This window comes from Enterobacter sp. 03-F-07-AD-ECC, from assembly GCF_047530935.1.
Classification (GTDB): domain Bacteria; phylum Pseudomonadota; class Gammaproteobacteria; order Enterobacterales; family Enterobacteriaceae; genus Enterobacter; species Enterobacter cloacae.
In genome coordinates this window covers 13,467-28,398 of sequence record NZ_JBLKBZ010000027.1, presented here as the reverse complement: position 1 = coordinate 28,398, position 14,932 = coordinate 13,467, and the positions used below count along the sequence as shown (strand labels likewise).

Here is a 14,932-nt window from a genome sequence, read left to right as displayed (position 1 = left end):
TTTTGGTGCTCAGAATATAACGGTTTCGCCGTCCTGGGGAATGCTCACCGCATCACCGATCTGGTTTGCTTCCACGTATTCCCGCAGCGCGCGGCGGCTCAGCAGGCAGTGGTTAATGGCTTCCATGTGGACCGCCACAATTTTTGCCTGCGGCAGCAGGAAGTGAACGTTGAGCAGATCCTGTTCCCCCATAATGATGGGCCCGAAACCGATCACATGCGCGTATCCGGCATTAAGCACCACCACATCCGGCTGGTGTTTTTGCAGATCGGCCGCCACCGCATCACGCCAGACGGTATCGCCCGCGATGTAGAGCGTTTTCTCGTCGGGGTGGCGCAGAACCACACCGCAGGCTTCGCCCAGACGCTCTGCCAGCTCCGGCACCGCGTACGCGCGATCGGTACCATGCTGGCCGCCGTGGGTTTTCGCGATGCGGATATCACCGAAGGTGGTCTCGTCGGTCATGACCGTCAGGTTATGAAAACCCTGGCTTCGCAGCAGCGCGGCATCACGATCGTTTTGCACATAGATCGGTTTGTCTTTGGCGATCAGTTCCACCGCCGCGCGATCCCAGTGATCGTCATGGGTGTGGGTGACGATCACCGCATCAGCGTCCAGCAGCGTGCTGACGTCAACGGGCAGTTCAACCATTGGGTTACGGATCTCGGCCCGCGCCGTGCCGGGGAAACCGGGATAAGCGTCTTTTGCGGCCAGCATCGGGTCGATCAAAAAGCGTTTACCGGCATACGTGATCAGTTGGGTGGCATTGCGAATATGAGTGATGTTCATGGGCTATTCTCCTGTGCGTGTGATAAGGAGAATAGCCCGCGACCCGGCGTTAGCCTGTGGGCTAATGGGCGATGAACGATGAAATCGGGTCAATCGATAAACCGTTTACGCACCCGCTCCAGCGGCGCAATCAGCAGATTGATAAGCGGTTTGCGATCGATAACGATATCGGCGTTAACCGTCATCCCGCCCATCAGCAGACGCTTTTTGTTGTCCGGATCGGTAAACCAGGAAGGCACCCGCACCTTGGCAAGATAGTAGTTCTGCCCCTCCTGGAGCGGGATAAGCGCCGAATGCGCATCAATATTCACCTCGTAAAAATCAGACAGGGTGGCCTCCACCGAGCCATATTTATCCACTGGCCAGGAGTCAAAGCGCAGCTTCACCTTATCCCCTTTCGCCACCCGGCCCACGCCCGTGGCTGGCACATAGAGGTACCCCTCCATCGACGCGGCGGTGTTTTTACGGATCACCACCACCACCTCGCTGTTTTGTGTAATGGCCCGGCCCGGCGGGAAGTTGATCGCTACCACGTAGCCATCGGCAGGGGCCAGCATGGCCATCGTAGAGCTGCCCCGGCTGGAAAGGTTGCGGTCAATTTCGCTGATCCGGTTTTTCACGTACAGCAGCTCCTGGCTCAGGGAGTCGATTTGCGACTGAGTGCTGTCGGTCAGGCTGGTTTTGCGCGCCTCCAGATCGAGGATACTGCTCTCCTCCAGCGTCAGGTTAAGCTGCGCGTTGAGCACGTCATTGTGGCTTTTATCCAGATCGACCTTCGACACATAGCCTTTCCCGGATATCGCTTTCCACGCCTCATAGGTATCGGTGCTGTTTTTGAGCAACGCACGCAGCTTTTTCACTTTGTCGCGGGATACCACAATCTGCCGGTCGGCAATATCCAGCTGCTGCGCCAGGTTTTTCCGGTACGTAGCGATAGAATCTTCAATGGTCTGCACGCGCTGCTCGCTGCGCTTTTTCTCCGCCTCCATCTGCTGGCGATCGAACTGCACCACCGAGCCCTGCTTGCCGCCGTAGTCCTGCGACACGGTAAAAAGCGGGTCATTCTCTTTCACGTACTGGCCTGGACGTACGGCAAAATCCACGATGGTGCCGGACTCTCTGGCACGCACTTCCACATCCCCCTGGGCCGGGATCAGCACCCCGCGCGCCAGCGTGGTTTCCGAAAAGTTAAAGACGATCGAAAAGACCAGCAGACAGAGAAAAAAGGAGATAAACAGCGTTAACACGCCTTTCAGCCGCGGGGCGTTGATCTCGTAGCTCTTTGAAAAATGGTGCGGGATCAGCGCCCGACGTTGTCGGTTTCGGTTTCTTAATTTCACGACATGTCATCCATGATAAATCACTGAAAGATCGTCCCATGCACTCCAGAGCGTGGGGGTTTTACGCAACGCGTTCAGCGTGGCGGTGGCGGCCTGACGGTACTCCGCAGGGGGATAGGTCTGGCTCTCCAGCGCAAATTCCGCCGAGTGCAGCGAACAGCCGGGCAGTAGCGTACGAATCACGTATCCGTAGCGCGTTAAAAAGCGCGTCGACACGTCCGTTAACCACGCTTTCTGGTCGCCCGCCTGGGTCATGAACAGCGGCGCATCCGGGAGGCGCTCATCCACCAGCAGCACGGTCACCAGCCGGTGCGGGGCGAAAAACGCCCCTGCCCGCCGCTCCTCGTGTGCCGCCATCAGCTTGTGCAGCGCGGGAAGGCGGGTAACAAACTGAAAGCGCACGTCGTCTGGCGCGGTGGCGAGCAGCGCATCCGCGATCAGGCCAAATCCGGCCCAGCGCATGCCCAGCAGCAGGGTGCGGGGCTGAGAATAGAAATCCTGCTCGCGGGTAAATGCCGCCACCCGGGCGTGGAGATCGAAACGCACGTTGCGCCGCCACAGCGCGGGCGGGAAGATCTGCTCGACAAAATGAAAGCCGCTCATCTCCAGGGCGTTCTGGCGCAGAAAATCGGGTGGGACGTCAGCCTCCGGGCAGCGCATAAACTGGCTGTAGTTTTGCGTGATCCGGCTTGCGAGCAGCGTACGTCCGGCCTGCCGGGCGCAAAGTCGGGCGTAGAGACGGGGCAGAAACATCATTGCTCACTCTCCCTCAGCGTGCCGTTTTCCATGGTGTAGAGCCGTCCGTGACAGCCCACCACCTCCGGCGAGTGGGTGACAAACACCAGGCCAATCCCCAGACCACGCAGGTTCGCCAGCACCTTCTGCGCCGTGGTTTTATCGAGGTTTGCCGTCACTTCATCGCACAGCAGCAGCTTCGGCTGGCTGTACAGGGCGCGCGCCAGCACCAGACGCTGCATCTCGCCGGCGGAGAAAAAGGTATTTCCCGGCAGCAGCTCCGTTTCGTATCCGTGCGGCAGACGCGCAACCACGTGGTCAATCTCCGCCAGCCGGCAGGCAGCAATCACCCGCTCTTTGTCCGGCGCGCTATCAAAGCAGGAGAGGTTATCCAGAATGGAGCCGGTAAAGAGAATATCGTCCGCATGCACAATGCGAATATGCTGGCGCAAAGAGGAGAGATCGCACTCGGTGATCGGGATCGCATTGATCCGCAAACTGCCCGATGTGGAGAGCAACATCCCGGAAATCAGACGCAGCAGCGTGGTTTTCCCGGAGCCGCTCTGGCCGACAATCACCGCCTCTTCGCCCTGCTTGAGCGTCATGTTGATGTGCTGCAGGGTCGCCTCACGTCCCGGATAAGCAAAAGAGACATCCTCAAAGGCCAGACTGACGGGTGAAGTCACAATCTTCCGGCCAAACTGGCTGGCTTCAGAGGGGGCAAACAGCAGGTCGCCCACGCGATCCAGCGGCCCTTTCAGCGCATTTTTGTCCAGCAGTTTTTGCGCCACCTGTACCATCGCGTCGGAGAAATAGCGTTTGTAGCTGATGTAGGCGTAGAGCATCCCGATACTCATCTGCCCTTCCAGGATAAGCCACGCGCCGAAGCAGACCACCAGCAGCTGCTCGGCGTTGATCACCAGCAGCGAGGCAACATCAAAGCGGGCCAGCAGGCGCTCTTTACGCATCAGCCCGGCTATGTGCTCACGCTGGGATTTATCCATCACCGCGTCCCGGGCCTGCTCCATGTTGTTAGCCTTCAGGGTGATGATCCCCTTCTGCGTCTCCACCAGCAGCGATTCATACTTTGCGGTGCGCTCGATGGAGTCGTCCACCGCGCGCTGGTAAGGGCCGATCAGCGAAAAGCGGATCAGGAAGAACACCCCCATCAGCAGCATCGTCAGCACGGCGATTTTCACGTTATACATCAGCATAAATAGCAGGCTGGTGAAGGCGATCAGGCTGGAAAAGAGGATCTGCACATAGCCATTGCTGATGAACTCCGCACAGGCATGCAGCGATTTTTCAATCGCCAGCACAATGCCCGGCGGACGGCTGCGGAACCAGCCGGTCTGGGTACGCAGCATATAGCGGCGAACCGACTGGCTGAGGTCGTCATAGGCGATGTTACGCATCAGGATCTCAAGCAGTTGCTTGAGGAACTTACCTATGACTTCAAAAATAAAGACGATAGCGAAAATGGCGGTGAGTAAGATCACCAGATCGTTGTCGTTGCGCGAGATGGCCTCGTCCATGATCAGCTGCACGTAAGTGGGGCTGGCCAGCATGGTGATGAGGGTAAAAATCGAGAGCACAAACAGCAGCACCTGCCGCTGAAACAAGCTCGGGGATTTATTGGCCAGCCGCCCCAGCGTGAGCGTCTCGTCAGGGGATTTTTTGTCGAAGCGCGGCGTCGGCTTCAGCTCCAGCACGTAGCCGGAAAAGAGTTTTTGCGCCTCCTTGAGGCTGTAGCGACGCACGCCGCTGGCCGGGTCGTGGACCGTTACGCTGCGCCCGTCAACCTTCACGATCACCACGAAGTGATTGCCGCGCCAGAAGGCGATGAGCGGCAGTTCGGCACTTTCAATTTCAGTGATTTCGCCCTTGAGCACCCGGCCCGTCATATTTTTATCGCTGGCGAGGGTCATGAGTTCCGCCATCGAAGTGCCCGCGTCGGCAGAGACGGTAAGCTCCCTGCGCAGCTGGCTGACGGAGACGTGGTGTTCATAGTGCCCCAGCACCATCGCCAGGCAGGCCAGCCCACATTCGGTATATTCATGCTGGCGAATAACGGGTGTCTTACCCTTTTTTTTATACTGAAAAAGCGAAAACATAATTATCCGTGGCTGAAATAAAAAAATGGCCCGGCAAAGCGGGCCATAAGCATAGGTCGATAACTTATGCGCTGAAGAAGCCGCCGATGAAGCCGCCCACCAGGCCAAACACACCACCGATGGTGCCGCCCAGCGCGCCTAACATCTGGCTGCCTGCGTTATAGCCTGCGCTCGCGCCCTGAAGGGCAGCAGCAAACGGATCCCAGCCACCGATGATGGCCTGTGCTTTTTTGAAATCGATAACTTGCATGATTGTCTTCCTGTTCGTTGAATTAGTTGTAGCTGCCAACCAGCGCACCCAGGAAGCCCATTGCGCCACCCAGAATTCCGCCAACCACGCCGCCTACCATGCCCATGATGCTTGCACCGGTGTCATAACCCAGCTGTGCACCTTTAACGAGGCCAGCGAATGGGTTTAATGCACCACCGATAATATCTTTCGCTTCTACGAATGAAATCGCTTTCATTTTATTCTCCTGTAGTTGTAAATCTTCAGCTTGCGCCAAAGGATAATTTCCTTTTATGAAGGAAAGCGGTTGTTACGGGCAGCGCGTAAGCGGGATGATTTTATTTCCATAAATAATCATCCGCCTTGCGGGCTGCGCGTAATTATCTATTTCCAGCCGTTGACCCGGTGGAAGATATTTTGAGTCATTATATTGTGAGCTACATCCCTGAGAAGAGACATATTTAAACCAGGTATTCCCGGTATTACTCACCACCCCGTTACTAAACGTATAATCAAAATGCCTTGTCCATGGTCGGACAATTAAAATAGCCTCAAGCGAAACCACCACATCCGACTGAATGCGTTGGCCTTTGCTCATCACAACCCGCGCCTGAAGCGGCGTCTCGGTGAATTTAACGCGATAATAGCGTTCTTTGCTGTCGTGCGGGCCGGTATAATAAAACTTAAATCCGGCCCGCTCGCCGCTCTCCAGAGTTAACTGTTTTGGCGAGAACATCACCTCGCCATCTTTTATTTCAGTCTCTTTCCCGTGTTCTTTTGGGACATCAACCTGAATAAGCGAAACAGTATAATTCTGTCGTACGCTGGTATCGTTTTTTATTGGCTGAAAAACAACTTCTTTTTCAGGTAGAAAATCAATATTTAGATTTTCAATAATTAAAGCATTTGCGCTTGCGGAAATGAAGCAATTTATTGCGAAAATAGCCAGGAATTTTCCAGTCATACACGTTTAATTCCAGGATGCACTGACATCAATTCGACCCTGAGCCGTCACTTCACCAAACCACGTATTACCGTCATAGGTGGTTTTCGATACCGGGTTGTTCATCACAAACTGCAATACCAGCGGGGTTTTCCACAGCCACATGTCCGTCACGCCTGAGCTTATCTTGTCCCACTCTTCCGCATGGGTGGCGGGTGCGGGAATGGACAGCGCCTCGCCTTTGCAGTTATGCGCCTTCAGCGTTTGGCTTTTGCCCAGCAGCACGTTACCGGGGACAGGCACCGTGAAGCCGTTACCGCTAAAGGCACAGTAGTCCACGCCGTTCAGACTCTGCGTCGGCCCGGTGACCTTCACCGTGACCGCAATCGCGGCATCTTTTTGCGCGCCGCTGTAGGTAATGGTGTAGGGGATCTCTATCGGCCCCTCGCCAATCGTGCCTTTCCCGGAACCGCCCAGGCCGTTAGGGTCGAGCGCGTAATCCGGGTTATCCGGCACGATCGCAAGGCCTGGCTGGATAGGGTCAATCACCAGCCCGCCCCCCGGCTGGAAGCAGAAATCCGCCGCCAGCGAGCTGTTACCCGGCGTCAGGCACAGGCTGACGATATTGCCGATGTTGTTGCCATCCCCCGCCTGCGCCACGCTCAAAATCAGCGCCTTCGGGAGGAAGATTTTCAGGTACGCCTTGCCGCCGTTTTTTTGCGGCGCCGCGAGGAAGGTATTCGCCAGCACGCGAGTGTCGCTCAGGATGCCGCCGGAGATGCTGTACCAGTTGCTCTCATCGAAGGTGATTTCCGCCGCCAGCCCCGTCCCCCCGTTCATGTGCGATTGCAGCACGCCGTTCACGCGGGACGAGGTCAGCGCCAGCCCCGGGTTGTAGCCGGTGATATCTTCCCCGACAAAGGTGTATTCCAGCAGTTCGCAAAGCACACCCGACACCGTATTGCGGGTGTATTTAGTACACGTCGCCCCGGTTGAACCATCCACAATGGTCACCTCGCCGCTGATCGGGTCAATGCCCAGATCCAGCGCCCGCGAGTTGGTCATGGTCAATGTGCCGACCTTATGCAGCGTGTTGGTGGTGGTGACCTTGCCGATAGAGGAGATCTGCGGCGTGGAGGTAATCGTCACCTCGTTGCCAGGTGCAGCATTGAGCAGATAATCAAAGAACGGATCCCCCAGCACCCAGCGGCCATAAGCGGTACCCGGCTCAATGACCGGCGGTTTCACCACCATGGACGTGTCGGTATAGCTGGTCGTCGCGGTATAGCCCGTGGTACCACAGCTTGACGAACACGCGGTGCCCTTAAAGAACGGCGAGGCGCTGGAGCCAGTGACGCTGAAGTTGATGGTCAGCGGGCTGCCTGCCGGGCCGTTAAAGCTGTTGTCCGGAATATAGGTGGCAATCCCGTTGTTGGTTTTCGCACTCAGGGTGGGCCACTCCCGCGAGCCGTGTAAAAACGCGGTGGAGGTGCTGTTCAGACTGAACAGCGCCGCCGTGTTGCCCGTCCCGTTGTTGTCCGGATTGTTGATCGCGAAATAGGGCATCTGCTGCGCCTGCGCCGCCGCGCTTATCAGCAGCAGATTAAGAGCGAATATCTTTTTCATCGTCACGTTCCCGTGTTCCTTTTGCTTCCTGCCAGACGAAATCGCCTTTATCGCAGGAGATGTCCCCAAGCCACAGCGCGCCACGGTTGGACGCAATATCCAGACGCACCTCGCAGACGCTGTCGTCCGGCGTGGCAATGCTGAGCACCGGATTGTTCTTGTCCACGTCAATCACGAAGCGACCGTCGTTTTCGGTGCGGGTCAGACCCACGTGGTTTTTGATTTGCGTGGCGCTCACCGGATTACCGTTGGCATCAACAAGGCGGCCAAACAGGGTGACGATTTTTTTCACCTGCGGCTTCATCACCACCGTGTTCCCCGGGTAAACCGTGATATGACGACGAGCGTTTGCGCCAATGTCATAGCTTTCGGTGCCGGTTTCACTGTTCATGACCTCCAGGTCATAGGCCTGATAGGCCGGTAACGACAGCCAGGTTTTATCGCCCTTGATGCGCTCCGTGCGGCCGTTGAGCTTCAGCGTGAGCGACTCGTCGGACTTAAGCCCGGTACTGACGATCACCCCTGCGCTGTGGGTGCCTTTACCGGCCGCAACCGCCTCTTTCGACCAGCCCACGCTGCCGTCGCTGGTCAGCGTGGAGTTCCAGCCTTTGCTGGTGCCGCTCTGCACGCTCAGAATGTTGCTGTTCCACGGCGTGTCGAAGCTCACGCTGCCCCCGCCGCTCACGGTGCGATCCTGGTTGCTGCTGAAAGCTCGTGAAACGTTGGCGGTAACCGACTTCAGGTAATCTCCTTCGAACTGGCGGCTGGCGCTGACGTTAAGCGCCGTGCCGGTATCGCGGTTATGGGAAACGCCCACCGAGACGGTGTTACCCAGCGGGATCGAGAAATCGAGCATCACGTAGCGGTCTTTCTCTTCGTAATAGCCTTCGTATTTATTGCGCGACATCCCCACCCGCAGGCGCGCCGTACCATAACGACCGGCATACAGCCCCTGGGAGTAGTCAACCTGATAGCGTTTATAGCGGTATACGTCGTCTTCCTGTCGCATCAGGCTCAGGTTGCCGGCGGACGGCAGGCCAAACGACGGCAGGCTGAACGATGCCCCCCACGTGTTGCCTTTGTTTTCATAGATATCAAGGAACTTGCCGCTGGAGAGCTGCTCATGCGAGTACCAGACCGAACCGATATTCCACGGCAGGCTGACGTTAGCCCCGTAGTTGGCGCGGTACGTTCCGTCAGAGGCGGCCATCGTCTGGGTATTCACCGAGAAGTACCCGGTCAGGTTCAGGGAGGCCCACAGTTCACTGACCACGTGTTCGCGCATCATATAGCCGGAGGCGTTCCAGTCGACCATCCCGCTGCGCTTGCTGAAGGAGGCGCCGACCAGCGACATGGTGTCTTTATGTTTGGTGTCGTAATCGTAGTAGTAGCTGTTGTCCTGCTCGTTTTTCCGTTTGGCGTACTTCTTATAGTTGACGACGGATTTGTCGCGGCTATAAATCCCGCCCCACGTCTGCCAGCGCAGCGATTCCGACACGTTGTTAGTGAAAGGTTTGTTCACGGTGTACATGCTCCGTGACACGGTGCGGCTGCCGCTGACCACCTCAACTTCCACGCTGTAAATCCCGTAGGGCAGCGCGCTGGTGTCGATTTCGTGGTTACCCACGTCAAAGCGCTGAATACCAATAAGCTGGCCGTCACGACGAATGCGGGCTTCTCCGGCGGTCGGGAAATAGACCACGATCGGCGTCAGGGAGAGGGTATTGTCCCGCTTACGCGAGTTGGCCTGGTTCCCCACGGAGACGCCGTACACCTCTCCGCCGGAGATCCCGCTGACGCTGGCGAGAGACTGCATCGCCCAGCCGTTCAACATCCCGGCGGCGTAGCGCATGCCCTGATAGTCACGTTCCCACATCACCGCGTTCATCTGGGTGTCGCTGCTGTTCTCGTTAACGTAGCCCGAGCCATCGACCAGCAGGTGATCGACCCCCATCGAGACCCAGCTTTTGGCGTTGAGATAGCCGGAGGACCAGCTGTCGCCGTAGCCGCTCTCGGTGTGATACGCCCCCAGGTTATAGGAGAGCGTGCCGCTCAGATCGTCTGATTCAGGGGCATCGATATCCACCTCACGCGGACGAATATTGACCCCGTAGTCACGTTGGGAGAGGTTCAGCAGCAGGCGCATTTTTTTCTGATCCAGCTCGAACGCCGACCCGGCGCTCACCGGAATACGCATATGGTCGTCAAACTGCTTGCCGTTGATGCTTTGCAGCAGCGTCCGCATCTCTTTTGACAGGCGAATACCGTTGTCTGACTCCTGGACCTGGACATCGCGCAGCCCGAGCTGCTGGTCTTCTGCGTAGATCGTTACGTCGCCAATACGGACATACTCGCTCACGTCACCGGCGCTACCCGCCTGTTGCGCTGCACCCGGGCGGGTATTGACCAGATAAACGGGGATTTTGATCCCCTGCTCCAGCAGGGCATAGAGCGAGTCGGGAAAACGGTAATTAGCGATAACCACGGAGCTGCTGGAGGCCGCATGCGCATACGCGGGCAAGAGGCCGGATGTGCACGCCATCATCACCGGCAACACTAATTTATTTTTCACCATGCATCCTTACTTAACAGGAATGAACTGTTTCAGGTCCCAAATTCCGAGATGAAAATGGCTGTCCGTTACGTTGATATCGTCGATCGTGCGGGAGGTGCCCGGCATCAGGTAAAAGTTTTTGACGCACGGCGTGGTCGGCGATTCCGGGTTGGGTTTCAGGCAAGTTCCGCTCGCGTTCACGCGAAACGCGGTATTGCCCTTATTGGTGATCTTCCCGGCCACGTAGACGAAATCGACGTTCTTCTTCCGGGGCTGGACCACCAGAATGGTGCTCACCACGGCGCGGGTCATCCCTTTGCCATTCTTTTGCGTGCCGTTGTCGAGATCTTCGCTGACCCCTTCATCAATGAAGGTAATGCGGTAATAGCGCTCCCGATCGTCGGCCTTACCGTGATAGTAAAATTTGACGATATTGCTGGTTCCGGCGGGCATGACCATGCGCGTGGGCGTCAGCAGCAGCTCGTCGGTTTGCTCTGGATTAATCACCACGCCTTCATCCATCGGGCTGCTGATACGCTGGGCGCTGATGGAAATAATGCGCACGCTGTCCGCTTCGTTTTTTAATTCCTTGGCGGTGGAATCCGCATCGGCAGGAATAATGGTGGTGACTTTGCCAACATTAATCGCCAGCGCGGAGGAGGAAATAAATAATAAAGAGAAGAAGATGGGTTTGAGGCTAAACATGATATTTCCCTAAACAGGGGCTTACGCCCCTGTAACTGTCAGCTCTTAGCCCCAGGTTGCGCGGAACGCAACGGAGACAGTACCTTCCCACAGGCTGTTGGTCAGGTCTTTGAACTCTTTCGCCGCACCGGTGCTGTCCTGTGCAGAATCGACGTAGAACACAAACTTGTCCTGGCCGGTCACTTCGGTGTTTGCCGTCGCGCCTGCGCTGGTGGTCAGGTTCCACAGGCCAGAAGAGACGCCGGTGTTGTTTGAAGAGTCAACCAGGGTAGTCCATGCCGTTGACTTCGTACCCACTGTGCCACCGATGGAGCCCAGATCGGTCCCGCCAAAGCGCGCGCCCACTTTCAGTTTGGTTGCTTCGCCGCCAACGCTGAACAGGGTGTTGTCAGAGTCATCAACGATAGCTTCCAGTTTGAAGCTGGTTGCAGAAGAGTGATCGCCACGAATAGCCACATCAAACAGACCGGTGTCGGTGTTAAAGGCTTTCGTGTTTGCGCTATAAACGAAGTTCAGTGCGCGTGTTGGGGTGACAACCAGATCGGAATCGCTGTCTTTCGTTGCAGAAGCTTGCCAGGTTGCAGAAGCAGTAGTTTCCGCTGCATGAGCAACGCTCAGGGCAGAAAGAGACAGCAGTGAGCCCAGAACGATAGCGTTCAGTTTATTCATTTATTTAGTCCTTCAAAAAAGAATCCAGATGTTTAAAAAAGGGGAGCCCCTTTTTCGGGGCGAAGTATAGTCACCCGAAAAATAACGAGGCAATACAGAAAATTTCATTCCCTTTAAAGCAAAAGATGAAAAATATCCGCCTGCTTTTGCATCTTGTTGTTACATAATGAATAAAATTGAGACTTTTTGATGAATAGATAAACATCTATTCTGGTTATTCTGCAGAATATCAGGATGTGGGTACAGCCACGCACATCATTATTGGTAATACCAGCCCTTTAATTAGCCAGGCATGACCTTTAACCCGGGTAACATAAAAGAAGTCGATACTGTCCATTAGCAGCTCATTGACAATTCCATCAGGGGCAATGTCATCATCAGATTTCTGCAGTTTTTTTCCTTTAATATAGTAAATATCACTGCCAGCAACTTTCTCAACGTTAAGGACATAGTTTCGGTCAATCAAATAACGTTTGTCGCCGCGGGTGAATACCCCTTTATGGATCACCGTGACAATATCGCTGCCATTAAAAAGAAACAGCGTGGTTAACGACAGGGCGGTCGACTCTCCCGTTGAATAGTTTTTCCTGGAAACCGTATCAGACTGACAGCCAAATCCCACTTCCTGAGTTCTTTTCGGGTAAAGCACGGCAATGACGATAACGGAAAGCAGCAGTACCACGCCCAATAATATACCCATCTGTCTCTTCGACATGATTTTAACTCCCTGTCAGGCTTCTGTAAGAGATACAATTTTTATAGCTATCGGCGCCATCCTGCAGATAACAGACGGCCAAAAAATCATTTTCCAGCTGTGATTTTTTAAACTTTGAATAATAGGCATCAGCAGCCTGATGTTCGCAGTCGATATGTTGACGGGCGATCGCCTCTTTAGCGCGGTTAAGATAGACCTGCAGCGGCTGATACATGTTCTTATCGATAAGATAAACCGTACAGCGGTCAATTTTGCCCAGCCGATAGATATCGGACTCCTTCGGACGATCGGCAACGCGCATATTTTGGTAGAACAGCAGCGCGGCAATACCCATTATTGCCACCAGTGCCATCACGAACAGGGTGGTAAAGCCGCTGTCCCGACGACGCAAACCTTCAGGCGGGTCTCGCTGCTGCGTCACAATATCGACGGTTTCCGCCACCATTTTTTCCGGAGCGGCCACGGGCGGCCTGACAGTGTGATGTTCAATATGCGCGGCCAGACTAAAACCTTTTCCACGAATGGTCTTAATCAGTAGCGGGTCACGTCCTAAACTCCGAAAAGCTTTTCTAATTTCACTTATGGCAACATTAAGACTGACCGAGGAGCCGGAAAAACCCCGGTCTTCCCAGACTTTCTTAATCAGGTCGTCCCTGTCGAGGGTTTTACCATTATTAATGATGAGTTCATATAACAAACGTGCCGCCTGATTTGATAACTTAATGGAAGATTCCTCTTCTCCATTTATCATGATCACACCGGAGTCCACTTCATAAAGCATTGCGAGATCAATAAGATACTTCATATGATTGTTACACCACTGTTATAAACTACTGTATTTCCCTCGCAATAATAGGTCTAAAGAGGGTGTGGTCAAGTCATCAAATATTATTTGAGCACGCCGCATAGAAAACTTCATAAATTAACAATTATTAATTCATTAATTAAGACCTTCGAATGAAGGCATTTAGGTTATGATCCTTAAAAGAACGTTATAGTAAGATTATAATCTCATTATTTTAATCTTAACGGAATAATGTTTTGTTATGTATCTTTTTGATGCAACATAATATCGTCAAGGCTCGTACTCAGGTCGCGATGCGCGTAAGCCTGTCACAGTGTGTTGCGCAGCCGGGAAACATTCTTTCTTAGATAAAACAAAATATTATGGAGTTTATCATGTTCAAAACGATCATGACCGTATCTGTGCTTGGCGCAGCCATTGCCTCTACTCACGCCATTGCCGCAGATAACTCAGCAGGTGGCGTAATTAACTTTACCGGTGCTATTACCGATACCACCTGTACGATTAATGGCGGGAAAAGCGCGGATATGACCGTCGCCCTCTCCCCCATTTCGGTTAAGGATGCCGGAACAACGGTTGGCCTGATTACAAAAAATAAAAAATCCATTTCGTTAACCTTCTCTGGCTGTACGCCAGCAGCAGGTACGACCGGTACGCCGCTGAAAGTGTATTTCTCCAGCGCCGATAATATTTCTACCGACGGCAAATACCTGCTGAATAACAGCGTTAATGAAAACGACGCCAGCGTGGCGCGTAATGTCGGTTTCGCCTTAGTGGAACCAGGTAAATCTACACCGGTTACGCTGAACCAGGCTTACACCACCAGCATTATGGGTACCTCAGCGGCGCCAGATTCAGAAACGCTGACGCTGGACGTTTATTACTATAAAACCAACGCCGCTGCTGCAACGGTCGGTGCGTTGAGCTCTAACGTGACCTACACCATTTCCTACCTGTAATTTCAGTTAATCAGGCTTCGTCCCGGCGAAGCCTGTATTTAAGGTTACCAATATGCGTAAGATTATTATGCTGGCATCTCTGCTGCTCAGCGCGGGCAACGCATGGGCCAATATTGTGATTAATGGCACGCGTGTTCTTTATCCTGAGAATAACAAAGAGGTCATTGTTCAGTTAATCAATACGGGTGATGCCCCTGCGCTGGTGCAATCCTGGATTGATGACGGCGATATTAACTCCACCCCGGAAACGGCAAACGTTCCTTTTCTGTTATCGCCACCGGTGGTGAAGGTCAGCGAACATAATGGTCAGCAATTGCGGATAAAAAAGTTGCCTGCGAATTTACCGGGCGATCGCGAATCGGTCTTTTTCCTGAACGTGCTCGACATTCCGCCAAAGCCGGAAAATATACAAAACCAGAATACCGTTCAGCTGGCGATTAAATCACGCATCAAAATGTTTTATCGCCCGGCCTCGTTAACCGGCACGCTGGATAACGCAACGGGGAAACTGACGCTGATTGCCAGCGGTAAACAGTTCCGCATCGTTAATGACAGCCCTTTCCATATTACGGTTGCCAATATTTCCCAGGGCAAAACCAAATTACTGCAGGAATCACCGATGGTCGCGCCATTTGGTCAACTCACCGTCGCAACAAAAAACGCGGTGAAACGCGGCCAAACCTACCAGCTGATGTATGTGGATGATTTGGGTGCGTATAAAACCCGCACGCTCACCAGCCAGTGATCGG

General features: G+C 54.2%; 15 protein-coding genes. 2 read left to right on the top strand and 13 right to left on the bottom strand.

Features of this window, described 5'->3' with window-relative positions; translation table 11 throughout:
* Positions 1-9: 9 nt before the first annotated feature.
* The 13 genes from ACMWKA_RS22955 to ACMWKA_RS22895 all read right to left on the bottom strand — a co-directional run bounded on the left by ACMWKA_RS22955 (position 10) and on the right by ACMWKA_RS22895 (position 13,224).
* Positions 10-789, bottom strand: a complete 780-nt coding sequence (locus tag ACMWKA_RS22955) for an MBL fold metallo-hydrolase (RefSeq protein ID WP_013094851.1) — start codon at positions 787-789, stop codon at positions 10-12.
* A gap of 89 nt (positions 790-878) precedes the next feature.
* On the bottom strand, positions 879-2,129 hold the full coding sequence (locus ACMWKA_RS22950; RefSeq protein WP_013094850.1) for an HlyD family secretion protein: 1,251 nt from the start codon (positions 2,127-2,129) through the stop codon (positions 879-881).
* A gap of 6 nt (positions 2,130-2,135) precedes the next feature.
* Positions 2,136-2,885, bottom strand: coding sequence for a hypothetical protein (locus ACMWKA_RS22945; RefSeq protein ID WP_414760637.1), 750 nt, complete (start codon positions 2,883-2,885; stop codon positions 2,136-2,138).
* Entirely contained in the window at positions 2,882-4,978 is a 2,097-nt protein-coding gene (locus ACMWKA_RS22940; RefSeq protein ID WP_414760636.1) for a peptidase domain-containing ABC transporter, read from the bottom strand. Before ACMWKA_RS22940 ends, ACMWKA_RS22945 begins: the two co-directional genes overlap by 4 nt.
* A 64-nt stretch (positions 4,979-5,042) precedes the next feature.
* The gene (locus ACMWKA_RS22935; RefSeq protein WP_013094847.1) at positions 5,043-5,228 is read right to left on the bottom strand and encodes a hypothetical protein; all 186 of its coding nucleotides are present in this window, start codon (positions 5,226-5,228) and stop codon (positions 5,043-5,045) included.
* A 22-nt stretch (positions 5,229-5,250) separates the two neighbouring features.
* On the bottom strand, positions 5,251-5,445 hold the full coding sequence (locus tag ACMWKA_RS22930) for a hypothetical protein (protein WP_013094846.1): 195 nt from the start codon (positions 5,443-5,445) through the stop codon (positions 5,251-5,253).
* A gap of 72 nt (positions 5,446-5,517) precedes the next feature.
* On the bottom strand, positions 5,518-6,171 hold the full coding sequence (locus tag ACMWKA_RS22925; RefSeq protein ID WP_013094845.1) for a hypothetical protein: 654 nt from the start codon (positions 6,169-6,171) through the stop codon (positions 5,518-5,520).
* Positions 6,172-6,177: 6 nt separating this feature from the next.
* Positions 6,178-7,776: a receptor gene (locus ACMWKA_RS22920; RefSeq protein ID WP_414760635.1), complete on the bottom strand. Its 1,599-nt coding sequence runs from the start codon at positions 7,774-7,776 to the stop codon at positions 6,178-6,180.
* On the bottom strand, positions 7,754-10,351 hold the full coding sequence (locus ACMWKA_RS22915; protein WP_414760634.1) for a CS1-pili formation C-terminal domain-containing protein: 2,598 nt from the start codon (positions 10,349-10,351) through the stop codon (positions 7,754-7,756). Before ACMWKA_RS22915 ends, ACMWKA_RS22920 begins: the two co-directional genes overlap by 23 nt.
* A gap of 6 nt (positions 10,352-10,357) precedes the next feature.
* A complete protein-coding gene (locus tag ACMWKA_RS22910; protein ID WP_161657552.1) occupies positions 10,358-11,035 on the bottom strand; it encodes a fimbria/pilus periplasmic chaperone in 678 nt (225 codons plus the stop codon).
* 45 nt (positions 11,036-11,080) lie between these two features.
* The gene (locus ACMWKA_RS22905) at positions 11,081-11,704 is read right to left on the bottom strand and encodes a common pilus major fimbrillin subunit EcpA (RefSeq protein ID WP_013094841.1); all 624 of its coding nucleotides are present in this window, start codon (positions 11,702-11,704) and stop codon (positions 11,081-11,083) included.
* Positions 11,705-11,933: 229 nt separating this feature from the next.
* On the bottom strand, positions 11,934-12,419 hold the full coding sequence (locus ACMWKA_RS22900) for a hypothetical protein (RefSeq protein WP_013094840.1): 486 nt from the start codon (positions 12,417-12,419) through the stop codon (positions 11,934-11,936).
* Positions 12,420-12,423: 4 nt separating this feature from the next.
* On the bottom strand, positions 12,424-13,224 hold the full coding sequence (locus tag ACMWKA_RS22895; RefSeq protein ID WP_023620608.1) for a winged helix-turn-helix domain-containing protein: 801 nt from the start codon (positions 13,222-13,224) through the stop codon (positions 12,424-12,426).
* Between the two features lie 374 nt (positions 13,225-13,598).
* Here ACMWKA_RS22895 and ACMWKA_RS22890 point away from each other — a divergent pair, with 374 nt between their 5' ends.
* Together ACMWKA_RS22890 and ACMWKA_RS22885 are read left to right on the top strand one after the other, a co-directional pair.
* On the top strand, positions 13,599-14,183 hold the full coding sequence (locus ACMWKA_RS22890) for a fimbrial protein (protein ID WP_013094838.1): 585 nt from the start codon (positions 13,599-13,601) through the stop codon (positions 14,181-14,183).
* A gap of 52 nt (positions 14,184-14,235) precedes the next feature.
* Positions 14,236-14,928 carry a molecular chaperone gene (locus tag ACMWKA_RS22885; RefSeq protein ID WP_058681580.1) on the top strand — a complete coding sequence of 231 codons (693 nt, stop codon included), beginning with the start codon at positions 14,236-14,238 and terminating at the stop codon, positions 14,926-14,928.
* Positions 14,929-14,932: the final 4 nt, after the last annotated feature.